Below are 24,702 nucleotides of genomic sequence, written 5' to 3' on the forward strand. Positions count from 1 at the left end.
TCGCCGGGTTCTTTTTAGCGGTCGGTGAAGGACCGTTACGCGTGGGCGTTCAGTTGTTCGCTAGAGGTACTGCAATTCGATGGTCATGTGCCCGTCGAGCAGTGCCTCATCGACGTGGGTCATGTCATTGCGCAGCCAGCCGGCGACATCCAGGCGCAGGTTGAGGACCTCGGCTGCGCTGGGGCTGGTCTGCCCGCGCAGGGCAAAGCCCAGGCGTGACTCGGGCTTGTCGCCCAGGTGCTCGAAGCCGCTGCCCGGGACTTTCACCCAGGTGCTGCCACTGTCTTCGGAGTACAGGGTGTCGGCCGGCAGGTTGTCGAGGGTCGCGCCGTTGTCGGGCCAGGTTGCGCTGTAGAAACCGATGGCCTGGCCACTCGTGGTGGTACCCAGGCCGAAGGCTTTGGGCAGGGGGATCGAGCTGCTGTCGCGACGGTTGCCGGTGGCTACCAGGGCAATGCGGGTGGCACGGTCACAGATGACGCTGAAGGTCAGGCTGCGCGGCGCCAGGACCGAGTGGTCGGGGATGCCGGGCTGCGGAGTGAGATCGGGCATGCTGATGTTGCCGAAGTCGACCTGGCCATTACTAGAGAGCGACGGCGTGCAAGCGGCGGGAGTGATGGTGCCGCTGATATTGACGTCGGTACTGCTGGCATGGGCGCCAGCACTGACAAAGGTCAGCAGTGCGGTCAGGGTGCACAAAGGCTTGGTGTTCATTATTCGGTCCTTTGAAAATGAATGAACCTCCGCGCCGTAGTTGGTCTTAGGGTGGGGCCGGCAGCGGATGGCTCGTCAGGCGCGCTAGGCATGCCTGCTGTACCAGTTACCAGGGCGAGCCCTGATGCTGTGTCATCCGTGACGATTTTTCACACGTTTTGGCTAGACGATAGAACGTGCGAATGTTTGGTTTTATGTGCTTTGCTTGGCCTTGCCCAGGAGTAAACAGCGGGGGCATAGTGCTCGACAAGGCTGTCTGTGTTGTTCGGATGCCGATTATGCCCAAAAAAATGTTCGTGTAAAGGGGTTTTGATTGAAAAATTGTGCAACAACTGCACCGAAATCGGCAGAAAGCGGTGAACGATTGCGTCAGGAGCGTAACCGCCTGGGCCTTCGCCAGGATGATTTCGCCCAGCTTGGCGGGGTCAACCGCAATACCCAGGGCAGCTATGAAAAAGGCGAGCGCAACCCGGACGCGGCGTATCTTGCGGCGGTCGCCGGGGTTGGTGTCGATGTGCGCTACGTGATCACCGGCGTGCGCACGATCGATGACGGCGCTTCGTTGAATGAACCGGAACAGCGATTGCTGGCTCAGTACCGATCATTGGCTATCGCTGACCAAGAAGTTGTGCATAGAATTGTCGGGGCCATGCACGACGCGAAGGGTAGTGGCGCATAGCTATTATCCCAATTTTCCTACGAAACGCTCGGAACGGTCCTGGTGGGTCCGCAGGGAATTGCTCGTAACGTCGATGCATTCAGTCTCGCTAGGGAAGGGTGATCATGTCGGAGCATAAAACCTGCGCATTCAACACGGAAAGTAACGCTTCGCCTGTGCAACGCTTGAGTGAAGTCGAAAACGAGCTGCTGATTTTGTTTCGCCAGTTGTCCCCGGTGGACCAGGGCTGCGTACAGCGTGTAGCCCAGGTGCTGTGCCTGGGGGCGCAAGAGCCCGAGCGGGGGCGCTGCCGAATACCTGAGTCGGCCTGAATGTTTTGATCAAAGGATGTGTGATGTTGCAGTTATCCAACGCGGTGCAGATCCCGGACGACGAGATCGAGTTGACTGCCATCCGCGCCCAGGGCGCCGGCGGGCAGAACGTCAACAAGGTCTCCAGTGCCGTGCACCTGCGTTTCGACACCCAGGCTTCGACATTGCCGCCGTTCTACAAGGAGCGCCTGCTGGCACTGAGCGACAGCCGCATTACCCGTGACGGGGTGATCATCATCAAGGCCCAGCAGTATCGGACCCAGGAGCAGAACCGCGCCGATGCCCTGGAGCGCCTGCGCGAACTGATTCTCTCGGCGATCAAGGTGGAAAAGGCGCGGCGCCCGACCCGGCCGACCCTGGGCTCGAAAACCCGGCGCCTGGACACCAAGAGCAAGCGCGGCGCCATCAAGGCCGGGCGCGGCAAGATCGATTACTGAGGCAAATGCCGCGGCGGTTGCAGGCGGGCCTGGCGGTACAGATACAGGCTCAATAGCAGGCCGCAGAACGACGCGCCGGCGGCAAAGACAAAGATCGAAGCGAAGCCGAACCCGGCGGCAATCGCCCCGGCCAACGGGCCGGTGATGCCCAGCGACAGGTCGATGAACAGCGAATAGGCGCCCACGGCCGCGCCGCGGTTGGAGGCGGACACCAGGTTCACCGCTTCGACCCCCAGGGCTGGAAACACCAGCGAAAAACCAAAGCCGCTCAACGCCGCACCGGCCAGGGCCAGCTCGGCGCTTGGCGCCTGCCAGAGCAACAGCAGGCCGAGGGTTTCTACCGACAGGCAGGCGATCGCCACCCGGTACCCGCCCATGCGATTGATCAGATTGCCAAACAGCAGTCGCGCGCCAATGAAGCAGGCGCCGAACAGGCTCAGGCACAGGGCCGCGTTGTCCCAGTTGTGGCTGGCATAGTACAGGGTGACGAAGGTGGCGATGGTGCCAAAGCCGATCGAGCCCAGGGCCAGCCCTGAACCATGGCCGAATATCCGCCCGAGCACGTGCAGGAACGGCAGGCGTTCACCCGCCACTACCGGAGCGGCGGTTTTCGGCCAGGCCAGCGCCAAACCCAGTACGCACAGCAGTAGAATGCTGGCGCCCATGCTCCACAGGCCGAAGCGCTGCACCAGTTCCACGCCCAGCGGCGCGCCGATGGCCAGCGCGCCATAACTGGCGATGCCGTTCCAGGAAATCACCTTGGCGGTGTGTTGCGCGCCGACCCGGCCAATGCCCCAGCCAATGGAGCCCGAGCCGACAAGGCTTTCGGCGCTGCCCAGCACCAGGCGCCCGACCAGCAGGCTGACCAGGCTCAGCCAGGGCGCATGTTGCAGCCACGCCGAAAGCAGCATGAACACGCCGCTCAAGCCGCAGCCGGCCAGGCCATAGAGCACCGCGCGCTTGCTGCCCAGGTTATCGATGATGCGGCTGGCGTAGGGGCGGCTGAGCAGGGTGGCCAGGTACTGCACGCTGATCACCAGGCCCGCGACCACGGCACCGAAACCCAGGTCGTTGTGCACATAACCAGGCAAAACGGCCAGGGGAATGCCGATGTTCAGGTAGCCGATAAAGGTAAACAGGACGATGGAAACGACTTGCAGGGTGACCGCAAGGGGGCGCGGTGAGTCGGGCATGTGCGGGCTTCGTAGAGGGGAATTCTTGACGGTGTGAAAACGTGTTGACGGGGTGGTCCCTGCATCAGCCGTTTTCACACAGTCTGATCGTTGCGCGAGTTATTCCTGGTCGGCGCTGGAAGTTTCGTCGCCGTCGTATTCAGCCTGGGCTGGTTCGGCGCTGTGAGTGGCAGGAGTCTGCTCTTCTGGGTTCAGGCTTGGGAAGGGAAGATTCGGGATTTCATGCATCTCGTCGTTCCTCGCAAGTGTGTGGAAAGGCTGCGCAAGGCGCGCATGGGCTTGTGAAAGCCTGTGCAGGATACAGGAGTCTGAATGACAGTATGAATTTTCCTGCCGATTGGCGTTGAAGATCGAGCGTTCTTCGGGGCTTCTTTGTAGCCCATCGCTGGCAAGGCCAGCTCCCACGGGTCCGGTATAGGCAGATCCATTGTGGGAGCGGGCTTGCCCCGCGATGCTTTTAACGACAGACGTCGGCGATGGCGGCAGCCAGTGCTTCAAGGCGTGCCGCATCGGCGCCGGCGATGTTCGCCCGGCCAGTGCCAACCATGTACACGCTGTGGCGCTCACGCAGTTGCTTGACCTGCTCCGGTGACAAGCCGGTGTAGGAGAACATCCCGCGTTGCTCGGCGATGTGCGCGAAACGTTCGCTCAGGCCGTGGGGCGCCAGGGCCTCGACCAGACCGACCCGCAGCTCGGCAATGCGCTGGCGCATGGCCTCGACTTCTTCGACCCACAGGCGCTTGAGGTCGGCGTCGCCAAGAATCTGCGCCACTACCGCCGCGCCATGATCCGGTGGTGTCGACCACAGGTTGCGCGCCAGCAATGCCAGTTGACTACGCACATCCAGCAGCTTGTCGGCATCGTGGCTGCACACCAGCAGAGCGCCGGTGCGGTCGCGATAGAGGCCGAAGTTCTTCGAGCAGGAACTGGTAATCAGCAGCTCAGGCAGTTCGGCGGCGAACAGCCGTACCGCCCAGGCGTCTTCTTCCAGACCATCGCCAAAGCCCTGGTAGGCGAAGTCGATCAACGGCAGCAACTCACGGCGGCGCACCACCTCGAGCACGGCGCGCCAGTCGTCCTGGCTCAGGTCGAATCCGGTCGGGTTGTGGCAGCAGGCGTGCAGCAACACTACGTCGCCCTTGGGCGCAACGTCCAGGGCGGCCAGCATCCCGGCGACGTTCAGACGGTTGTCGGTGCCGACATAGGGATAGTGGCTGACCTTGAGGCCGGCGCCGGCGAAGATGGTTTCGTGAATTGGCCAGGTCGGATCGCTCAGCCAGATACCGCGGCCCGGCAGACAGTGTTCGATGAACTCCGCCGCCAGGCGCAGGGCACCGGTGCCGCCCGGGGTCTGGGTAGCGCCGGCGCGCTGCTGGCTGAGCAGCGACGAGTCACTGCCCAGTACCAGTTCGCCGATCAGCCGACCAAAGGCCGCATCGCCATGGCCGCCGACGTAGCTCTTGCTGGTCTGCTGCTCAAGCAGGCGCTGTTCAGCCTGTTTGACCGCGGCCGGAATCGGCGTCAGGCCCTGGGCATCCTTGAACACGCCGACACCGAGGTCGAACTTGTTCGGGTTGCTGTCCTTGGCATACGCCTCCATCAGTCCGAGGATCGGATCGCCGGGTACGCGCCCGATGGCGCCGAAGTGCATTACTTGCGGCCTTCGGCGGTGCTGGCGACCTCGTCGGTGCGCGCGGCCATGATGAAGTCGTTACGGTGCAGGCCCTTGATCGAGTGGCTCCACCAGGTCACGGTGACTTTGCCCCATTCGGTCAGCAGGCCTGGGTGATGGCCTTCGGCTTCAGAGATTTCACCAACCGCGTTGGTGAAGGCCAGGGCGTGCTTGAAATTCTTGAACAGGAAAACTTTTTCCAACTGCATGATGCCGTCACGGACTTCGATGTTCCAATCCGGGATCTGCTTGATCAGTACCGGCAGTTCTTCGTCGCTGACCTGTGGAGCATCGGCACGGCAGGCTTCGCAGTGGGCTTGGTTCAAGGCGTTCATAAGGTTTTCCGCAAGTGGTTTGTTATTGGTTTGCAAGGTCGCTCAGGCGGCGACCTTGGGTGGAAATTTCGGTGCGTGCAGGCCCATCTTCATTGCGGTGTGGACCATGCCCATGATGTCTTCGTGGGCCAGGTCGAACAGGCGCTTGAGGTTGGGCAGGGCAAAGTACAGCGGCTGCAGGATATCAATGCGGTACGGCGTGCGCATGGCTTCCAGCGGGTCGAACGCCTGGTGCTCGGGCTCGTCGGACAGGCTGTAGACGGTCTCTTTCGGCGACGAAAGAATGCCGCCGCCGTAGATCTTGCGGCCTTGCGGGGTGTCGACCAGGCCAAACTCGATGGTCATCCAGTAGAGGCGGGCGAGGTACACGCGCTCTTCCTTGGTGGCCTGCAGGCCGAGCTTGCCATAGGTGTGGGTGAATTCGGCGAACCAGGGGTTGGTTAGCAGCGGACAGTGGCCGAAGATCTCGTGGAAAATGTCCGGCTCTTGCAGGTAGTCGAGTTCTTCTTCGGTACGAATGAAGGTGGCTACCGGAAAGCGCTTGCTGGCCAGCAGTTCGAAAAAAGTCTGGAAGGGGATCAGGGCAGGTACCCGGGCAACTTGCCAGCCGGTGGTGGCGCCCAGCACCTTGTTGATCTCACCCAGCTGCGGGATACGGTCGTGAGGCAGGCCCAGCTGTTCGATGCCGTCCAGGTATTCCTGGCACGCGCGGCCTTCGATCACCTTCAATTGACGGGTAATCAGGGTGTTCCACACCGCGTGTTCCTGCTGCGGGTAGTCGATAAAACCCTGCGCATCGGGCTCGCGAGCCACGTATTGCGTCTGTTTCATGCTGCTCTCCTGCTGAGGGCCATTCTTGTTATGTGTTCAAGCCATTGCCCTAGTGATAACCCGCATTGGTCCGGTTTGCAGCGTCCTGACGGCAGCTTCGCGCTCGAACTGCCTCGGATTTTGTAACGATAACTTTACGAAATAGCCGGAATCCCGAAAAAACGGGTGCTTTAATCCTTGAAACTGCGGCCATCTGTCACATAATCTTTACGACTATTCTTCGGTCGCTGCAAAAACTTGCTTGCCGTGGCGCTTACCAGACCTTCTTGTAGGACATTTCATGCGTATTAAAGTGCATTGCCAGAACCGCATCGGCATCCTGCGCGACATTCTCAACCTGCTGGTGGAGTACGGCATCAACGTCGCCCGCGGTGAGGTCGGTGGCGAGCATGGCAATGCCATCTATCTGCACTGCCCGAACCTGATCAACCTGCAGTTCCAGGCCCTGCGGCCGAAATTCGAATCGATCGCCGGGGTGTTCGGGGTCAAGCGCGTCGGCCTGATGCCCAGCGAGCGTCGGCACATGGAGCTCAATGCCTTGCTTGGCGCCCTGGATTTCCCGGTGCTGTCGATCGACATGGGTGGCTCCATTGTGGCTGCCAACCGCGCTGCGGCGCAGTTGCTCGGGGTGCGTGTCGACGAGGTGCCGGGCATTCCGCTGTCGCGCTATGCCGAGGATTTCGACCTGCCGGAGCTGGTGCGGGCGAACAAGTCGCGCATCAACGGCCTGCGGGTCAAGGTCAAGGGCGATGTGTTCCTCGCTGATATTGCGCCGCTGCAGTCCGAGCACGACGACAGCGAGGCCCTGGCCGGTGCGGTATTGACCCTGCACCGCGCTGACCGCATTGGCGAGCGCATCTATAACGTGCGCAAGCAGGAGCTGCGTGGCTTCGACAGCATCTTCCAGAGTTCGCGGGTGATGGCTGCGGTGGTGCGCGAAGCGCGGCGCATGGCGCCGCTGGATGCACCATTGCTGATCGAAGGCGAGACCGGCACCGGCAAGGAGTTGCTGGCCCGTGCCTGTCACTTGGCCAGCCCCCGTGGCCAGGCGCCGTTGATGGCGCTCAACTGCGCCGGCTTGCCCGAGTCCATGGCCGAGACCGAACTGTTCGGTTACGGCCCGGGGGCGTTTGAAGGCGCGCGGGCCGAGGGCAAGCTGGGGCTGCTGGAACTGACGGCAGGCGGCACGCTGTTCCTCGATGGCGTCGGTGAGATGAGTCCTCGCCTGCAGGTAAAACTGCTGCGTTTTCTGCAGGACGGCTGCTTTCGTCGGGTAGGCAGTGATGAAGAGGTGTACCTGGATGTGCGGGTCATCTGTGCCACCCAGGTCGATCTGTCCGAGTTGTGCGCCCGTGGCGAGTTCCGCCAGGACCTTTACCACCGCCTCAACGTGCTGTCGCTGCATATTCCGCCGCTGCGCGAATGCCTGGACGGCTTGCCGCCGCTGGTCGAGCACTTCCTTGACCAGGCCAGCCGGCAGATCGGTTGCCCGCTGCCCAAGCTTGCGCCAGCGGCCATGGAGCGTTTGAGCCAGTACCACTGGTCGGGCAACGTGCGGCAACTGGAGAACGTGCTGTTTCAGGCCGTGTCGCTATGTGACGGCGGGGTGGTCAAGACTGAACATATTCGCCTGCCGGACTACGGCGGCCGGCAACCCTTGGGCGAGTTTTCCCTTGAGGGCGACCTGGGGCAAATAGTCGGGCGTTTCGAGAAGGCAGTACTGGAGCGCTTGATGAGCGAATTTCCCAGCAGTCGGGCGCTGGGTAAACGCTTGGGAGTTTCCCATACCACTATTGCCAACAAGTTGCGTGAACATGCAGTCGGCAAAACGGATTAATTAATCTGGCGTTAATAAAGTATGGGTAATGCAGGCAGGTTATTAGTTGCAGGTGTACTGTCCAAATAGTGCAGCGCGCCTCGTTGAATGCCAACCGAGGCGCTGCAGGCGGTCAACCCGTTGGATCAACCGTTCGAGCACCCGTTACCCATCACCCGGTACTCGAGAATGTGGCGCTTGCCCTGGGAATCTTCGTAGGTCATGCGCGCCGGGACCACTTCGCAGACATTCGGCACTTCGCTCATGGAAATGACCTTGGCGATGTCCAGATGTTGCGAGTAACTGTACTGTTCAACCGGAATCTGCTCGGCGCCGCCATTTGCAACTTCGTCGGCCATCGCCACGCTGCAAAGACTACCCAGTGCCAATACCAGTAAAGCTTTCATCTTCATTTTTACCTGTCTAAGGTCGTAAGGGGGCACGCAGCGCGTGTGGCGCCGCGTGTACAGCAGGATCAACTATCACGATTATTTGCCGATTAACTTCCCTTCGTGGGGGGCTACAAGAAAGTTAATCGTGGTGCCGTTGCTGGCGAGGTGAATTCTAGGAGTGCGGCCTGCGCTTAAACAGCCACGGTTTTGATAAACACTGTTGGCAGAAACTGTAACAATCGCCTGGCAGACTGCCGGGTAATTTTATTTTTTCGCCGTGCAGACCCGGCCTTGAGCCTTCGCGGTTTGTCGCAGGGAGAAAAGACCAGGGCGTTACTACCAACGTCGAATGGCCGGCGCAGTCTGGTACAGTTACAACGAGGTCATACAAAAACAACTATTACACCGAGGTAACAAAGATGAGTGCGGCTCCCCTGTATCCCGTTCGTCCCGAGGTTGCGGCCAAGACGTTGACCGACGAGGCGACCTACAAGGCCATGTACCAGCAGTCGGTGATCAACCCGGACGGCTTCTGGCGCGAGCAGGCTCAGCGCCTCGACTGGATCAAGCCTTTCACCAAGGTCAAGCAGACCTCCTTCGACGACCACCATGTCGATATCAAATGGTTTGCTGACGGCACTCTGAACGTTTCCTACAACTGCCTGGACCGCCATCTGGCCGAGCGCGGCGATCAAGTCGCGATCATCTGGGAAGGCGACGACCCTTCCGAGCACCGCAACATCACCTACCGTGAGCTGCACGAGCAAGTGTGCAAGTTCGCCAACGCCCTGCGTGGCCAGGATGTGCACCGCGGTGACGTGGTCACCATCTATATGCCGATGATCCCCGAGGCCGTGGTCGCCATGCTGGCGTGCGCCCGCATCGGTGCGATCCACTCGGTGGTGTTCGGCGGCTTCTCGCCCGAGGCACTGGCCGGGCGCATCATCGACTGCAAGTCGAAGATCGTCATCACCGCCGACGAAGGCCTGCGTGGCGGTCGTCGCACCGCACTCAAAGCCAACGTCGACCTGGCCCTGACTAACCCCGAAACCAGCAGCGTGCAGAAGATCATCGTCTGCAAGCGCACCGGTGGCGACATCGCCTGGCACCAGCACCGCGACATCTGGTACGAAGACCTGATGAAGGTTGCTTCCAGCCACTGCGCGCCGAAAGAAATGGGCGCCGAAGAAGCGCTGTTCATCCTCTACACCTCTGGTTCCACCGGCAAGCCCAAGGGCGTGCTGCACACCACCGGCGGCTACATGGTTTACGCCGCGCTGACCCATGAACGGGTGTTCGACTACCGTCCGGGCGAAGTCTACTGGTGCACCGCCGACGTCGGCTGGGTCACCGGCCACAGCTACATCGTCTACGGCCCGCTGGCCAACGGCGCGACCACCGTGCTGTTCGAAGGCGTGCCGAACTATCCGGACATCACCCGCGTGTCGAAGATTATCGACAAGCACAAGGTCAACATCCTCTACACCGCACCGACCGCTATCCGCGCGATGATGGCTGAAGGTCAGGCTGCCGTCGCCGGTGCCGATGGTTCCAGCCTGCGCCTGCTGGGCTCGGTGGGCGAGCCGATCAACCCGGAAGCCTGGAACTGGTACTACCACACCGTCGGCAAGGAGCGTTGCCCGATCGTCGACACCTGGTGGCAGACCGAAACCGGCGGCGTGCTGATCAGCCCGCTGCCAGGCGCTACCGCGCTCAAGCCGGGTTCGGCGACCCGTCCGTTCTTTGGTGTGGTGCCGGCCCTTGTGGATAACCTTGGCAACCTGATCGAAGGCGCCGCCGAAGGCAACCTGGTGATCCTCGATTCCTGGCCGGGCCAGTCGCGCTCGCTGTACGGTGACCACGACCGCTTCGTCGACACCTACTTCAAGACTTTCCGCGGCATGTACTTCACGGGTGACGGTGCCCGTCGCGACGAAGATGGCTACTACTGGATCACCGGCCGCGTCGATGACGTGCTCAACGTCTCCGGCCACCGCATGGGCACCGCCGAGATCGAAAGTGCCATGGTCGCCCACCCGAAAGTCGCCGAGGCCGCAGTGGTTGGCGTGCCGCACGACATCAAGGGGCAGGGCATCTATGTCTACGTCACCCTCAATGGTGGCGTCGAGCCAACCGAGCAACTGCGCCTGGAGCTGAAGAACTGGGTGCGCAAGGAAATCGGCCCGATTGCCTCGCCGGATGTCATCCAGTGGGCGCCCGGCCTGCCGAAAACCCGCTCGGGCAAGATCATGCGCCGCATCCTGCGCAAGATCGCCACGGCCGAGTATGACGGCCTGGGTGATATCTCGACCCTGGCTGATCCGGGTGTGGTGCAGCACCTGATCGATACCCACAAGGACATGAGCAAGGCTTCGGCCTAAAGGTATCGCGGGGCAAGCCCGCTCCTACACAGCGATCGGGTCCACGCAAAGCCCTGCCGGGTTACTCCGGCGGGGCTTTGTGCTTTCTGTTACTTCGACAATCATCGGTAACCCTTCTGTCACCGCTTTCGCACAAAAGCGGGGCATTGCGAAACGCCACCGTACGTTTTCAGGGCATTTCAGCCACCCGTTTTCGCCTGCTGAAACGCTGCGCTTGCCGGATTAGAAGGCTTTGCCAATAATAGGCCCGCTTATTGCTTCATTGATTGGTTATTTGTCTTTTGCTTTTGCATATTCCGTGAAAGCTGTCAATATCTGCGCCCCCGCGTTCCTGCGCTTCTGTAACTAGTTGTCGCATTGAAGAAATATCGGCTTCGGAGCTGTCGTTAAAATGCCGATCACTCGCTCGTCGCGTCTGCTTCAATGCCGACCCTGCGCAGCTCGCGTTGTACCCATTCGCATATCGGGCAGTTCTCAACCCTGCCTCGTATTGCCCTTTACCGATGGAGTTCCAGATGAAGAAACTCGCACTGCTTGGCGCCCTGGCGCTGTCCGTGTTTTCCCTGGCAGCGCTGGCTGATGAGAAACCGTTGAAAATCGGGATCGAGGCCGCCTACCCACCGTTCGCTTTCAAGCAGCCTGATGGCAGCATCGCCGGCTTCGACTACGACATCGGTAATGCCCTGTGCGAAGAAATGAAGGCCAAGTGCACCTGGGTCGAGCAAGAGTTCGACGGCCTGATCCCGGCGCTGAAAGTGCGCAAGATCGACGCCATCCTGTCGTCCATGTCGATCACCGACGATCGCAAGAAGTCCGTGGACTTCACCGGCAAGTACTACCTGACCCCGGCACGCCTGGTGATGAAGGAAGGTACTGCGGTCAGCGAAGGCCTGACTGAGCTCAAGGGCAAGAAGATCGGCGTGCAGCGCGGCTCGATCCACGATCGCTTCGCCAAGGAAGTGTTCGGTGCGCAAGGCGCCACCATCGTTCCTTACGGCACCCAGAACGAAATCTACCTGGACGTCGCCGCTGGCCGTCTGGATGGCACCGTCGCCGATGCTACGCTGTTGGAAGACGGTTTCCTGAAGACTGATGCCGGTAAAGGCTTCGCCTTCGTTGGCCCATCGTTCACCGACGCCAAGTACTTCGGTGACGGCATCGGCATTGCCGTGCGCAAAGGCGACAAGGCCAACCTGGATCGCATCAACGCTGCCATCGCGGCCATCCGTGCCAACGGCAAGTACAAGCAGATTCAGGACAAGTACTTCAACTTCGACATCTACGGCCCAGACGCCAAGTAAATCGTCGACGTTTCACCTGTTCAATGGTGCAAGCAGCAGAGACTCTGAGGTTTGCACCATTTTTTCATCCCTAAGGTCGAGGACCTCATCATGTTGAAAGGCTACGGGGCAGTCATCCTCGACGGAGCGTGGCTGACGCTACAGCTCGCCTTGTCGTCCATGGCCCTGGCCATCGTGCTCGGTCTGATCGGTGTGGCGCTGCGTTTGTCGCCAGTGCGCTGGCTGGCCTGGCTCGGCGATCTGTATTCCACCGTGATCCGCGGGATTCCCGATCTGGTTCTGATCCTGCTGATTTTCTACGGCGGCCAGGATCTGCTCAATCGCGTCGCGCCGCTACTGGGCTTTGACGACTACATCGACCTCAATCCGCTGATGGCGGGTATCGGCACCTTGGGCTTCATCTTTGGTGCCTATCTGTCGGAAACCTTCCGCGGGGCGTTCATGGCCATTCCCAAGGGGCAGGCCGAAGCCGGCATGGCCTATGGCATGAGCAGCCTGCAGGTGTTCTTCCGGGTGCTGGTGCCGCAGATGATTCGCCTGGCGATCCCCGGCTTCACCAACAACTGGCTGGTCCTGACCAAGGCAACCGCACTGATTTCGGTAGTGGGCCTGCAGGACATGATGTTCAAGGCCAAGCAGGCGGCCGATGCCACCCGCGAACCTTTCACCTTCTTCCTGGCGGTAGCGGCGCTGTACCTGGTGATCACCAGTGTTTCGCTGCTGGCCCTGCGTTACCTCGAGAAGCGCTACTCGGTTGGCGTAAAGGCGGCTGATCTATGATTTTCGACTACAACGTCATCTGGGAAGCGCTGCCGCTGTACCTGAGCGGCCTGCTGACCACCCTCAAGCTGCTGGCGCTGTCGCTGCTGTTCGGTTTGCTGGCGGCGATCCCGCTGGGCCTGATGCGGGTCTCCAAGCAGCCTTTGGTGAACATGAGCGCCTGGCTCTATACCTACGTGATCCGCGGCACGCCGATGCTGGTGCAGCTGTTTCTGATCTACTACGGCCTGGCCCAGTTCGAAGCGGTGCGTGAAAGCTTCCTCTGGCCGTGGCTGTCCAGTGCAACCTTCTGTGCCTGCCTGGCCTTTGCCATCAACACCAGCGCCTATACCGCCGAGATTATCGCCGGTAGCCTCAAGGCCACGCCCCATGGCGAGATCGAGGCGGCCAAGGCCATGGGCATGTCGCGGGTCAAGATGTACCGCCGCATCCTCCTGCCATCGGCCCTGCGCCGGGCGCTGCCGCAGTACAGCAACGAAGTGATCATGATGCTGCAGACCACCAGCCTGGCGTCGATCGTCACCCTGATCGACATCACTGGTGCGGCGCGCACGGTCAACGCCCAGTACTACCTGCCGTTCGAGGCCTACATCACGGCCGGCGTGTTCTACCTGTGCCTGACCTTTATTCTGGTGCGCCTGTTCAAGCTGGCTGAGCGCCGCTGGCTGGGCTACCTGGCGCCGCGCAAGCACTGACGGCCTGCGCCCACTTTTTCGCCCTGAGCGTTAGCTCAAGACTGACTGCTTTGTGAGAATCGACAGCATGTACAAACTCGAAATCCAAGACCTGCATAAACGCTACGGCAGTCACGAAGTGCTCAAGGGCGTGTCCCTGGCGGCCAAGGCCGGCGACGTGATCAGCATCATCGGCTCCAGCGGTTCGGGCAAAAGTACCTTCCTGCGCTGCATCAACCTGCTCGAGCAGCCGCACGCGGGCAAGATCCTGCTCAACAACGAAGAGTTGAAGCTGGTAGCCAACAAGGATGGCGCGCTCAAGGCCGCCGATCCCAAGCAGTTGCAGCGCATGCGTTCGCGCCTGTCGATGGTGTTCCAGCACTTCAACCTGTGGTCGCACATGACCGCGCTGGAAAACATCATCGAAGCGCCGGTGCACGTGCTCGGCATGTCGAAGAAAGACGCCCTGGAAAAAGCCGAGCACTACCTGGCCAAAGTCGGCGTCGCCCACCGCAAGGACGCCTATCCTGGGCATATGTCCGGTGGTGAGCAGCAGCGCGTGGCGATTGCCCGGGCGCTGGCCATGGAGCCGGAAGTGATGCTGTTCGACGAGCCGACCTCGGCGCTCGACCCGGAGCTGGTTGGCGACGTGCTCAAGGTCATGCAGTCGCTGGCACAGGAAGGCCGGACCATGGTCGTGGTCACCCACGAAATGGGCTTTGCCCGTGAGGTGTCGAACCAGCTGGTGTTCCTGCACAAGGGCCTGGTGGAAGAGAGCGGCAACCCGCGCGAAGTGCTGGTCAATCCGCAGTCGGAACGTCTGCAGCAGTTCCTCTCGGGCAGCTTGAAGTAAGATTGCCGCTTTGCACCAAAATGGGTCATGCTGCGTATCAAGCGCAGCCTGACCAGGCTCTAACTTCTTGACCTCTCTCAGGTTTCGGACCGCATCCCATGACCACCCAGCGAATCGGTTTTCTCATCTGGCCCAGCACCAAAGCCCTGACCCTGGCGCTGGCCGAGGAGGTGTTGCGGGTAGCACAGAAGGTTCATCCGGAAGTGGTCTACGAGTTGTCCTTCCTGCAGGCCGAAGCGCCTGGCGAGGGTGCCTGGCGCCTGCCGGGCGAGCCGTGGGCGGGCAAGCTCGAAGGCTGTCAGAAGCTGTTCCTGCTGGCGGACGAGCCGCCGCAGGCCGTGGCCTCGAGCCTGGCCAGCGCACTCAAGCAACTGGTGCGTGCCGGTTGCGTGGTCGGCGGCTTGTCGGCGGGGGTCTATCCGTTGGCGCAACTGGGCCTGCTCGATGGTTACCGGGCCGCAGTGCACTGGCGCTGGCAGGATGATTTCGCCGAGCGTTTCCCCAAGGTCATCGCCACCAGCCACCTGTTCGACTGGGACCGCGACCGCCTGACAGCGTGCGGCGGCATGTCGGTGATCGACCTGTTGCTGGCGGTGCTGGCCCGCGATCACGGTGCCGAGCTTGCCGGTGCGGTGTCGGAAGAACTGGTGGTCGAGCGGATTCGCGAGGGCGGCGAGCGCCAGCGCATTCCGCTGCAGAACCGCCTGGGCTCCAGCCACCCGAAGCTGACCCAGGCCGTGCTGCTGATGGAAGCCAACATTGAAGAGCCGCTGACCACCGACGAGATCGCACAGCATGTGTGCGTCTCGCGCCGCCAGCTGGAGCGGATCTTCAAGCAGTACCTCAATCGCGTGCCGAGCCAGTATTACCTGGAGCTGCGGCTGAACAAGGCCCGGCAGATGCTGATGCAGACCAGCAAGTCGATCATCCAGATCGGCCTCTCTTGCGGGTTTTCTTCCGGGCCGCATTTCTCCAGCGCCTATCGCAACTTCTTCGGTGCCACGCCGCGCGAAGATCGTAACCAGCGACGAAGCAGCAGCCCGTTCGAACTGTCTTCGGTACCCGCCGAGCGCGGCTGATTTTTGATCGCGGGGCAAGTCGGGTCGCCGCGATCGAACCGCTCATACAGAATCTCCCGCGTATTCCCCGCAGCGTTTAAACTGCGCCTTTGCGACCCTATTTGTCGCATTGCCGTAAGCCTTGGTAAAACAGGGTTGGGCGCTATAAGAAGTTGTCGCTTGGCGGCAAGGTCAGGCGCCGATCTGTCCTTACAATCCCCTCATCGCTCGCCAGTTCCAGGCAGGCGTTCCTCTTCAGGAGACTCCGATGTCCGCTCCGCAAGCTCCGGTGCAACGCGCCGATTTCGATCAAGTGATGGTCCCCAACTATGCACCGGCGGCTTTCATTCCCGTCCGTGGAGCGGGCTCCCGCGTGTGGGATCAGGCGGGCCGCGAGCTGATCGATTTCGCCGGCGGCATCGCCGTAAACGTGCTTGGCCATGCCCATCCGGCGCTGGTTGGCGCCCTGACCGAGCAGGCCAACAAACTGTGGCACGTGTCCAACGTGTTCACCAACGAGCCGGCCCTGCGCCTGGCGCACAAGCTGGTCGACGCGACCTTTGCCGACCGTGCGTTCTTCTGCAACTCCGGTGCCGAAGCCAACGAGGCCGCATTCAAGCTGGCCCGTCGTGTCGCCCACGACCGTTTCGGCCCCGAGAAGCACGAAATCATCGCCACCGTTAACAGCTTCCACGGTCGTACCCTGTTCACCGTCAGCGTCGGCGGCCAGCCGAAGTACTCCGACGGTTTCGGGCCGAAAATCACCGGCATCAGCCATGTGCCGTACAACGACCTGGAAGCGCTCAAGGCACAGATCTCCGACAAGACCTGTGCTGTGGTCATCGAGCCGATTCAGGGTGAAAGCGGCGTGGTCCCGGCTGACGTTGCCTACCTGCAAGGCGCCCGCGAGCTGTGCGACAAGCACAACGCGCTGCTGATCTTCGACGAAGTGCAGACCGGCGTTGGCCGTACTGGCTCGCTGTTCGCCTACCAGCACTACGGCGTGACCCCGGACATCCTCTCCAGCGCCAAGAGCCTGGGCGGCGGTTTCCCGATCGGCGCCATGCTGACCACCGAAGACCTGGCCAAGCACCTGGCCGTCGGCACCCACGGCACCACCTACGGCGGCAACCCGCTGGCTTGTGCGGTGGCCAACGCCGTGCTGGATGTGGTCAACACCCCTGAAGTGCTGGCCGGCGTCAAGGCCAAGCACCAGAAGTTCAAGGCGCGCCTGGAGCAGATCGGCGAGAAGTACGGCCTGTTCACCCAGGTACGTGGCGTTGGCCTGCTGATCGGTTGCGTGTTGTCTGAAGCCTGGAAGGGCAAGGCCAAGGACGTCTTCAACGCCGCCGAGAAAGAAGGCCTGATGGTCCTGCAAGCCGGCCCGGATGTCGTGCGTTTCGCCCCGAGCCTGGTGGTCGAAGATGCCGACATCGACGAAGGCCTGGATCGTTTCGAGCGTGCCGCGGCAAAACTGACTCAGGCCTGATTCACGCCTGCAGTCCTGTCATCGGCCCTGCGGGGCCGGTGATACCGAATTCCAGAGCAGGTGCCTGCGGGCGCCTGCTGTTTTTATCTGAGCCGGCGGATGTCGGCCTGTATACCCGAAAGGAGTGACACCATGCTGGTGATGCGCCCCGCGCAAATGGCTGATCTGGGCGAAGTGCAGCGTCTTGCCGCAGACAGCCCCATTGGTGTCACGTCCTTGCCGGATGATGCCGGTCGCCTGAGCGACAAGATTGCCGCTTCGGAAACCTCCTTCGCCGCTGAAGTCAGCTTCAACGGTGAAGAGAGCTACTTCTTTGTTCTCGAAGACAGCAGCAGCGGCAAGCTGGTCGGCTGCTCGGCCATCGTTGCCTCGGCCGGCTATTCCGAGCCGTTCTACAGCTTTCGCAACGAGACCTTCGTGCATGCGTCGCGCGAGCTGAAGATCCACAACAAGATCCACGTCCTCTCGCAGTGCCACGACCTGACCGGCAACAGCCTGCTGACCAGCTTCTACGTACTGCCGGAACTGGTCGGCAGCGGCTGGGCCGAGCTCAACTCCCGTGGCCGCCTGCTGTTCATGGCCGCCCACCCGGAGCGCTTTGCCGAATCGGTGGTGACCGAGATTGTCGGCTACAGCGACGAGCATGGTGATTCGCCGTTCTGGGACGCCATCGGGCGCAACTTCTTCGACCTCAACTACGCCGAGGCCGAGCGCCTGTGCGGCCTCAAGAGCCGGACCTTCCTGGCCGAGCTGATGCCCCATTACCCGATCTACGTGCCTCTGCTGCCGGACGCCGCGCAGGAGGCCATGGGCCAGGTGCATCCGCGGGCGCAGATCACCTTCGACATCCTGATGCGCGAAGGCTTCGAGACCGATCACTACATCGACATTTTCGACGGCGGCCCGACCCTGCATGCGCGGGTTTCCGGGATCCGCTCGATTGCCCAGAGCCGGGTGATGCCGGTCAAGCTGGACGACTCTGCCAGCAAGGGCGGGCGCCCGTACCTGGTCAGCAATGGCCAGTTGCAGGACTACCGCGCAGTGCTGCTGGAGCTCGACTGGGCCCCCGGCAAGCCGGTCAGCCTCAGTCTTGAAGCCGCCGAAGCCCTGGGCGTCGGCGAAGGCGCCAGCGTGCGTCTGGTCGCGGTTTGATCCCTGCGGTTCGATAACCGAGCACCCAGGTCGAGTTTTGCGGCAGGCCAAAGGCCGCCGCCCGAGGAGATAGCATGATCGTTCGTCCCGTACGCAGCAGCGATTTACCCGCGCTGATCGAGCTGGCGCGCAGCACCGGCACCGGCCTGACCACCTTGCCGGCCAATGAACAGCGCCTGTCGCACCGGGTCGGCTGGGCCGAGAAAACCTTCCGTGGCGAAGCCGAGCGCGGCGATGCCGACTACCTGTTCGTGCTGGAAAACGACGAAGGCGTGGTGGTGGGTATCTCTGCCATCGCCGGCGCGGTCGGCCTGCGTGAGCCCTGGTACAACTACCGGGTCGGCCTGACCGTCAGCGCTTCCCAGGAGCTGAACATCTACCGGGAAATACCCACCCTGTTCCTGGCCAACGACCTGACCGGCAACTCCGAACTGTGCTCGCTGTTCCTGCGCGCCGATCACCGCAGTGGCCTCAATGGCCGCCTGCTGGCCAAGGCGCGGTTGCTGTTTATCGCCGAGTTCCCGGAGCTGTTCGGCAACAAGATCATTGCCGAAATGCGCGGTATGTCCGACGAGCAGGGTCGTTCGCCGTTCTGGGAAAGCCTGGGCCGGCACTTCTTCAAGATGGAATTCAGCCAGGCCGACTACCTGACCGGTGTCGGCAACAAGGCCTTCATTGCCGAGCTGATGCCCAAGTTTCCGCTGTACACCTGCTTCCTCTCGGAAGCGGCGCGCAACGTCATTGGCCGGGTGCACACCGACACAGAGCCTGCGCTGGCGATGCTCAAGAGCGAAGGTTTCAGCTACCAGGGCTATGTCGATATCTTTGACGCAGGCCCTGCGGTGGAGTGCGAGACCGCCAAGATTCGTGCGGTGCACGACAGCCAGGCACTGGTGCTGGCTGTTGGCACTCCAGGCGACGATGCCACCCCCTTCATCATCCACAACCGCAAGCGTGAAGACTGCCGCATTACTGCCGCACCGGCGCGCCTTGCTGCCGGCACCCTGGTGGTCGATCCTCAGACCGCCAAACGCCTGCGCCTGAGCGCTGGTGACCAGGTGCGTGCGGTACCACTGTCTGCTGCCCGGGAGGCCAAATAATGACGACTCACTTTATCGCCGGCAGTTGGCAGGCAGGTCAGGGCGAAGCACTGCAATCACTTAACCCGGTCAGCCAGCAGGTTGTCTGGCAAGGCCAGGGCGCCAACGCCGGGCAGGTCGACAGTGCGGTCAAGGCCGCGCGCCAAGCCTTTGCCGGCTGGGCGCTGCAGTCGCTGGAAGCGCGCATCAGCGTGCTTGAAGCCTTTGCCGCGGCGCTCAAGGCCAATGCCGACGAGCTGGCGCGCTGCATCGGTGAAGAAACCGGCAAGCCGCTGTGGGAAGCCGCCACCGAAGTGACCAGCATGGTCAACAAGGTAGCGATTTCGGTACAGAGCTACCGCGAACGCACCGGTGAAAAGAGCGGCCCGCTGGCCGATGCCACCGCCGTGCTGCGCCATAAGCCTCACGGTGTGGTTGCAGTGTTCGGCCCGTACAACTTCCCCGGCCACCTGCCCAACGGGCATATTGTCCCGGCGCTGCTGGCCGGTAATACCGTGGTGTTCAAGCCCAGCGAGCTGACTCCGAAAGTCGCCGAGCTGACGGTCAAGTGCTGGATCGACGCCGGCCTGCCGGCAGGCGTGCTCAACCTGGTCCAGGGCGCCCGCGAAACCGGCGTGGCCCTGGCTGCCAACCCGGGCATCGACGGCTTGTTCTTCACCGGCTCCAGCCGCACTGGCAACCTGCTGCACCAGCAGTTCGCCGGGCGCCCGGACAAGATCCTGGCCCTGGAGATGGGCGGCAACAACCCGCTGGTGGTCGACGAGGTCAAGGACCTTGACGCTGCGGTGTACACCATCATCCAGTCGGCGTTCATTTCCGCCGGCCAGCGCTGCACCTGCGCGCGCCGCCTGCTGGTGCCGCAAGGCGCCTGGGGCGATGCGCTGCTCAAACGCCTGGTCGAAGTGAGCAAGAACATTACGGTCGGTGCCTTCGACCAGCAGCCGGCGCCGTTCATGGGCTCGGTGATTTCCCTGGGCGCGGCCAAGGCACTGCTCGATGCCCAGGCGCACCTGCTCGGCAACGGCGGCGTGTCGCTGCTGCCAATGACCCAGCCGCAAGCCACCGCTGCCTTGCTGACCCCGGGCATCATCGATGTCAGCGCAGTCGCCGAGCGCCTGGACGAAGAGTTCTTCGGCCCGCTGCTGCAGGTGATTCGCTACAGTGATTTCGATGCGGCCATCGCCGAGGCCAACAACACCCAGTACGGCCTGGCCGCCGGCCTGTTGTCCGATTCCCACGCGCGCTATCAGTACTTCTGGCTGCAAAGCCGCGCCGGCATCGTCAACTGGAACAAGCAACTGACCGGCGCCGCCAGCAGCGCGCCATTCGGTGGCGTGGGCGCCAGCGGCAACCACCGCGCCAGTGCCTATTACGCGGCTGACTATTGCGCTTACCCGGTAGCCTCGCTGGAGACCGCCAGCCTGACCCTGCCTGCGACACTGACGCCCGGCGTCTCCCTATAACAAAAGGTCCACGGAGCCTTGCCGATGAAATCGTTTGAAGTGAATTTTGATGGTCTGGTCGGACCGACGCACAACTACGGCGGGCTGTCGTACGGTAACGTTGCTTCGCAAAGCAACAGCCAGCAGGCATCCAATCCGCGTGAAGCGGCGCGTCAGGGCCTGGCGAAGATGAAGGCGTTGATGGAGATGGGCTTCCAGCAGGGCGTACTGGCCCCGCAGGAGCGCCCGGACGTGGCAGCACTACGCCGCCTGGGTTTCACTGGAACCGACGCACAAGTGATCGAGCGTGCCGCCAAAGAGGCCATGCCGTTGCTGGTCGCCAGCTGCTCGGCCTCGAGCATGTGGGTGGCCAACGCCGCCACTGTCAGCCCCAGTGCCGACACTGCGGACGGTCGCGTGCACTTCACCGCCGCCAACCTCAACTGCAAGTACCACCGCAGCATCGAGCACCCGACCACCAGCCGCGTGCTCGGCGCCATGTTTGCCGATAACAAGCACTTTGCCCACCACGCCGCTTTGCCGGCGGTAGCGCAGTTCGGTGACGAAGGCGCGGCCAACCACACACGTTTCTGCCGCAGCTACGGCGAGGCCGGTGTCGAGTTCTTCGTCTATGGCCGCAGCGCCTTCGACACCCGCTACCCGGCGCCACAGAAGTACCCGGCACGCCAGACGCTTGAGGCGTCGCAAGCCGTCGCACGCCTGCACGGCCTGAGCGAGGAGGGTGTGGTCTTCGCCCAGCAGAACCCGGCGGTGATCGACCAGGGCGTGTTCCACAACGACGTGATCGCGGTAGGTAACGGCGAAGTGCTGTTCTACCACGAGGACGCCTTCCTCGAGACCGAGGCGATGCTTGGCCAACTGCAGGCTAAACTGGCTAAACGAGGCGGCAACTTCAAGGCGATCTGCGTACCGCGCTCGGCTGTAACGGTAGAGGACGCGGTGCGTTCGTACCTGTTCAACAGCCAGTTGCTGTCTCGCGCCGATGGTTCGATGCTGCTGATCGTGCCGGAAGAGTGCCGTAACAACGAGCGGGTCTGGGCCTATCTGTCGTCCTTGACCAGCTCGAACGGGCCGGTCGGCGAGGTCAAGGTCTTCGACCTCAAGCAAAGCATGCAGAACGGTGGCGGGCCAGCGTGCCTGCGCTTGCGTGTGGCATTGAATGAAACGGAACTGGCGGCGGTCAATCCAGGCGTTATCATGACCGCACCGCTGTACGACACCTTGACCCAATGGGTCGACAAGCACTACCGCGATCGCCTGAGCGAAACCGACCTGGCCGATCCGCAGTTGTTGCTGGAATGTCGTACGGCACTGGATGAACTGACCCAGATCCTCAAACTGGGTTCGGTCTATCCGTTCCAACTCCAACCTTGAGAGAGAATTCGACTATGTCCGACGCCCTGCAGCTGATCCTTGAAGATGAAGATGGTACCCAGCTGGAAACTTCCTGCACCCGCTTTGCGGTGGTCTGGCAAGGCAAGGAGGTATGGATTCAGCAGGATGGCCGTGGTCAGCTGCTGATCGGCGTCGACGTTGAAGAAGACGACACCGAGTACGCCAACCTGCTGCTGCGCCCGCTGGCCACCAACCTGGTGAGCCTGCAGCTGGAAATGGAACCGGCCGATGCCGGCGACGATGATGATCACGTCCATGGTCCCGATTGCGGCCACCATCACTAAGGAATAGCCCATGCTCGCCCTCGGCAAACTGCTTGAACTGACCCTGGCCGGTCGTGAACCGGCAGAGAAGACCCAGCTGACTGTCGAAGGCGTACGCATGCGCTGGCTCGGCGAGGGCGCCCTCGAAGTGCGCCCGCCCGATGCCCTTGACAATGGCCTGGACCTGCTGCTGTCGGCGGGTATCCATGGCAACGAAACCGCACCGATCGAGCTGCTTGACCGGTTGCTGCACGACATTGCCCGCGGCGATCTCAAGCCGCGGGCGCGTATTCTGTTCCTGTTCGGTAACCCTGATGCGATCCGCCGCGGCGAGCGTTATATCGAGCAAGACGTCAACCGCCTGTTCAATGGTCGCCACGATCAGACCAGCGGCCCCGAAGCCCTGCGCGCCTGCGAGCTGGAGCGCCTGGCGGCGACTTTCTTCAGTGTGCCTGATCGCACCCGTCTGCATTACGACCTGCACACCGCCATTCGCGGTTCGAAGATCGAGCAGTTCGCGCTCTATCCGTACAAGGAAGGCCGCCAGCATTCGCGCCGCGAACTGGCGCGCCTGTGCGCGGCTGGCATGGAGGCGGTGCTGCTGCAGAGCAAGGTGTCGATCACCTTCACGGCCTACACCTATGAGCAACTGGGGGCCGAAGCCTTTACCCTGGAACTGGGCAAGGCGCGGCCGTTCGGAGAGAACGGCGCGGTCAACGTCGATCGCCTGGAAACCCGCCTCAAACAGATTATCGATGGCACCGAACCCGAGGCGCCGGAGGCCCTGGATGGATTGAAACTGTTCAGCGTGGCGCGCGAGATCATCAAGCACAGCGAGCATTTTCGCCTGAACCTGCCGGCCGATGTCGAGAACTTTTCGGAGCTCGAACCCGGCTATCTGCTGGCCGAGGACATCGCCGATACCCGCTGGATTGTCGAAGAGCAGGGCGCGCGCATCATCTTCCCCAACCCGAAAGTCAAGAACGGCCTACGGGCGGGGATTTTGATCGTGCCCGCGTCAGATCAGGGCCTTGCTTGAGTTGGGCACGTCTGAACTTAAAAGTGAATTCGCGGAGCCAGGCCCAGCTCCAGGCGCAAGGCGTTTTCAGTAAAAGGCGCTGGATTGGTACTCAGGGCGGGGGCATTGGCAGACAAGCCGAAATCGTAAGGCCTATGGCTGGTAATAATGCCGACGGCCTGCAGTTGCGAATTGGCTACCTTCTGTTGGTTGCCGGCCCGTGTGGTGACTATTGAGGTGCCTGGGAAAACCGAGCCGGTGAGGGAGTTCCAGGCATTGCACAGACAACGGTAGAAATCGAGCAGGGGCAGGTCGTCGGAAGCTGGCCCTGCAGGGTTGAAGTGCAGTTTTCCGCCAGCGTCGGCAATGCCCGGATCGCCGTTCGGTGTAACGAAGTGATCGCCGACATCGTCATCGAAATCCATGTCGGGCTCATAGCCCGAGGGTAAATGGTTCAGGATTTCGTCCGCCGTGATCGAGGACCTGTTGTCCAGCGCCGACAGCAGCTGTCTTCCCGCGCTGGTTTTGCGCAGCAGGTCTAAGTGGTCGGCGATCAGGCGTTGAAAGCGTGAGTCCCCTTGTGGGCGGATACTGTTATTGCCCAGGGCCGCATGTTCAGGACTTACCGGTTGGCTGAAGCGGCTGTCGCCGGGCAAGTTGCGGGCGTAGAAGACTTCACTGCCTGCGCTGCCCAGCAGGATGTTGCCGTCGATACGGTTTTCCCCTGAGCCCGCTTCGATGTAGGTAAGCCCTGTGCCCAGGACAATACGATTGTTGCCGGCCCCGACGTAGATTTTGCTGTCGCCGCTGCCTGTTTCAATATGGTTGTTGCCATTACCGGCATTGATAATGACTTGGTGATGTACGTCTTCAGTGATCCAGATCCTGCTGCCAGTGTTTTGAGTGCGCAGGACCAGTACTTGATCGTCGTTCATCGCCAGGACAAACCTAGTCTTGCCGATGACAGCGTACAGGTTGCAGTCCAGGGTTGAAATTTCAATATTTTCAGCAGGTGACCGGACCTGTATATCCACCTGGCTTGTGTGAGGAGCGCTGGTTATCGAGTGCTTGAAGTGTTCCGAGGTGACGGTGACATTGCTGTCCTCATGCTGCAGGATCACTTCACGGACCGCACCAGGATACGGGTCGTCTTCATACTGGAAGTGGGCATAGCCCGAGCCGCGCCCGGTAAGGTAGTAAGTCGGATTTGGGTTGCTTAGGTTGTACATGCTCCACTCCATTGGCGTTGGGAAAACGTCAGGCTATGGAGGTTTGAACATGCCCCGGCACTACATATTTATGCATCTGTGCGCAAGGCGGGGAGGCTGCCAGGCCCATCGCTGAGCGGTGCCACGGGGGCGGGAACCGGCCGCAGCGGTGCGGCCGGCGCTGGTG

The 24,702-nt window shown here is 61.7% G+C and carries 25 protein-coding genes; 17 read left to right on the forward strand and 8 right to left on the reverse strand.

All coding sequences use genetic code 11. The features are described 5' to 3' along the window. Positions 1-60 precede the first annotated feature (60 nt). Complete coding sequence (locus LOY54_RS07365; protein ID WP_258610071.1) at positions 61-714, reverse strand: DUF1120 domain-containing protein; 654 nt, start codon at positions 712-714, stop codon at positions 61-63. Positions 715-1,027: 313 nt separating this feature from the next. Between LOY54_RS07365 and LOY54_RS07370 the strand changes: the two genes are divergently transcribed. The 3 genes from LOY54_RS07370 (at position 1,028) to arfB (ending at position 2,141) form a co-directional block, all read left to right on the forward strand. After that, a complete protein-coding gene (locus LOY54_RS07370) occupies positions 1,028-1,393 on the forward strand; it encodes a helix-turn-helix domain-containing protein (RefSeq protein ID WP_258610072.1) in 366 nt (121 codons plus the stop codon). Between the two features lie 104 nt (positions 1,394-1,497). Continuing rightward, on the forward strand, positions 1,498-1,704 hold the full coding sequence (locus LOY54_RS07375; protein ID WP_258610073.1) for a hypothetical protein: 207 nt from the start codon (positions 1,498-1,500) through the stop codon (positions 1,702-1,704). A gap of 23 nt (positions 1,705-1,727) precedes the next feature. Continuing rightward, on the forward strand, positions 1,728-2,141 hold the full coding sequence (gene arfB / locus LOY54_RS07380; RefSeq protein ID WP_195883346.1) for an alternative ribosome rescue aminoacyl-tRNA hydrolase ArfB: 414 nt from the start codon (positions 1,728-1,730) through the stop codon (positions 2,139-2,141). Here the strand turns inward: arfB and LOY54_RS07385 are convergent. From LOY54_RS07385 to phhA, 5 genes are all read right to left on the reverse strand, one after another. Continuing rightward, entirely contained in the window at positions 2,135-3,334 is a 1,200-nt protein-coding gene (locus LOY54_RS07385) for an MFS transporter (protein WP_258610074.1), read from the reverse strand. The two genes, arfB and LOY54_RS07385, sit on opposite strands and share 7 nt — an antisense overlap. A gap of 99 nt (positions 3,335-3,433) precedes the next feature. Beyond that, positions 3,434-3,562 carry a hypothetical protein gene (locus tag LOY54_RS07390; protein WP_256326754.1) on the reverse strand — a complete coding sequence of 43 codons (129 nt, stop codon included), beginning with the start codon at positions 3,560-3,562 and terminating at the stop codon, positions 3,434-3,436. Positions 3,563-3,791: 229 nt separating this feature from the next. Next, positions 3,792-4,985, reverse strand: a complete 1,194-nt coding sequence (locus LOY54_RS07395) for an amino acid aminotransferase (protein WP_258610075.1) — start codon at positions 4,983-4,985, stop codon at positions 3,792-3,794. Next, on the reverse strand, positions 4,985-5,341 hold the full coding sequence (locus tag LOY54_RS07400; RefSeq protein ID WP_036994257.1) for a 4a-hydroxytetrahydrobiopterin dehydratase: 357 nt from the start codon (positions 5,339-5,341) through the stop codon (positions 4,985-4,987). The genes LOY54_RS07395 and LOY54_RS07400 overlap by 1 nt, the downstream gene beginning before the upstream one ends. A 42-nt stretch (positions 5,342-5,383) precedes the next feature. Beyond that, a complete protein-coding gene (gene phhA / locus LOY54_RS07405) occupies positions 5,384-6,172 on the reverse strand; it encodes a phenylalanine 4-monooxygenase (protein ID WP_038613490.1) in 789 nt (262 codons plus the stop codon). A 280-nt stretch (positions 6,173-6,452) separates the two neighbouring features. Between phhA and LOY54_RS07410 the strand changes: the two genes are divergently transcribed. Then, positions 6,453-8,009 (forward strand): sigma-54-dependent transcriptional regulator, encoded by a 1,557-nt coding sequence (locus tag LOY54_RS07410; RefSeq protein WP_258610076.1) that lies wholly within the window; start codon positions 6,453-6,455, stop codon positions 8,007-8,009. Between the two features lie 125 nt (positions 8,010-8,134). On the opposite strand, the gene LOY54_RS07415 is transcribed toward LOY54_RS07410, so the two are convergent. Then, positions 8,135-8,395 (reverse strand): DUF2790 domain-containing protein, encoded by a 261-nt coding sequence (locus LOY54_RS07415; RefSeq protein WP_045200148.1) that lies wholly within the window; start codon positions 8,393-8,395, stop codon positions 8,135-8,137. A gap of 404 nt (positions 8,396-8,799) precedes the next feature. Between LOY54_RS07415 and acs the strand changes: the two genes are divergently transcribed. From acs to astE, 13 genes are all read left to right on the forward strand, one after another. After that, positions 8,800-10,761, forward strand: coding sequence for an acetate--CoA ligase (gene acs, locus LOY54_RS07420; RefSeq protein ID WP_045200150.1), 1,962 nt, complete (start codon positions 8,800-8,802; stop codon positions 10,759-10,761). A gap of 515 nt (positions 10,762-11,276) precedes the next feature. Then, on the forward strand, positions 11,277-12,062 hold the full coding sequence (locus LOY54_RS07425; RefSeq protein ID WP_045200152.1) for an ABC transporter substrate-binding protein: 786 nt from the start codon (positions 11,277-11,279) through the stop codon (positions 12,060-12,062). 90 nt (positions 12,063-12,152) lie between these two features. After that, on the forward strand, positions 12,153-12,842 hold the full coding sequence (locus tag LOY54_RS07430) for an ABC transporter permease (RefSeq protein WP_045200553.1): 690 nt from the start codon (positions 12,153-12,155) through the stop codon (positions 12,840-12,842). Then, entirely contained in the window at positions 12,839-13,537 is a 699-nt protein-coding gene (locus LOY54_RS07435) for an ABC transporter permease (RefSeq protein WP_045200154.1), read from the forward strand. The genes LOY54_RS07430 and LOY54_RS07435 overlap by 4 nt, the downstream gene beginning before the upstream one ends. 67 nt (positions 13,538-13,604) lie before the next feature. Continuing rightward, positions 13,605-14,369 (forward strand): ABC transporter ATP-binding protein, encoded by a 765-nt coding sequence (locus tag LOY54_RS07440; RefSeq protein WP_045200156.1) that lies wholly within the window; start codon positions 13,605-13,607, stop codon positions 14,367-14,369. Between the two features lie 98 nt (positions 14,370-14,467). Beyond that, a complete protein-coding gene (gene argR, locus LOY54_RS07445; RefSeq protein ID WP_010226652.1) occupies positions 14,468-15,448 on the forward strand; it encodes a transcriptional regulator ArgR in 981 nt (326 codons plus the stop codon). A 247-nt stretch (positions 15,449-15,695) separates the two neighbouring features. Then, positions 15,696-16,916 (forward strand): aspartate aminotransferase family protein, encoded by a 1,221-nt coding sequence (locus tag LOY54_RS07450; protein WP_045200160.1) that lies wholly within the window; start codon positions 15,696-15,698, stop codon positions 16,914-16,916. A gap of 132 nt (positions 16,917-17,048) precedes the next feature. Next, positions 17,049-18,068: an arginine/ornithine succinyltransferase subunit alpha gene (gene aruF, locus LOY54_RS07455; RefSeq protein ID WP_045200162.1), complete on the forward strand. Its 1,020-nt coding sequence runs from the start codon at positions 17,049-17,051 to the stop codon at positions 18,066-18,068. Between the two features lie 74 nt (positions 18,069-18,142). After that, positions 18,143-19,168 (forward strand): arginine N-succinyltransferase, encoded by a 1,026-nt coding sequence (astA, locus tag LOY54_RS07460; RefSeq protein WP_093385737.1) that lies wholly within the window; start codon positions 18,143-18,145, stop codon positions 19,166-19,168. Then, positions 19,165-20,631, forward strand: a complete 1,467-nt coding sequence (gene astD, locus LOY54_RS07465; protein WP_176794339.1) for a succinylglutamate-semialdehyde dehydrogenase — start codon at positions 19,165-19,167, stop codon at positions 20,629-20,631. Before astA ends, astD begins: the two co-directional genes overlap by 4 nt. Positions 20,632-20,655: 24 nt before the next feature. Next, positions 20,656-22,005 carry an N-succinylarginine dihydrolase gene (gene astB / locus LOY54_RS07470; protein WP_258610077.1) on the forward strand — a complete coding sequence of 450 codons (1,350 nt, stop codon included), beginning with the start codon at positions 20,656-20,658 and terminating at the stop codon, positions 22,003-22,005. 14 nt (positions 22,006-22,019) lie between these two features. Next, the gene (locus LOY54_RS07475) at positions 22,020-22,310 is read left to right on the forward strand and encodes a topoisomerase II (RefSeq protein ID WP_045200170.1); all 291 of its coding nucleotides are present in this window, start codon (positions 22,020-22,022) and stop codon (positions 22,308-22,310) included. 10 nt (positions 22,311-22,320) lie between these two features. Beyond that, a complete protein-coding gene (gene astE / locus LOY54_RS07480) occupies positions 22,321-23,328 on the forward strand; it encodes a succinylglutamate desuccinylase (RefSeq protein ID WP_258610078.1) in 1,008 nt (335 codons plus the stop codon). 17 nt (positions 23,329-23,345) lie between these two features. Here the strand turns inward: astE and LOY54_RS07485 are convergent, their stop codons facing one another. Then, positions 23,346-24,536 (reverse strand): M91 family zinc metallopeptidase, encoded by a 1,191-nt coding sequence (locus LOY54_RS07485; protein ID WP_258610079.1) that lies wholly within the window; start codon positions 24,534-24,536, stop codon positions 23,346-23,348. Positions 24,537-24,702 lie beyond the last annotated feature (166 nt).

The sequence above is a fragment of the Pseudomonas sp. B21-032 genome, assembly GCF_024748965.1.
Lineage (GTDB): Bacteria > Pseudomonadota > Gammaproteobacteria > Pseudomonadales > Pseudomonadaceae > Aquipseudomonas.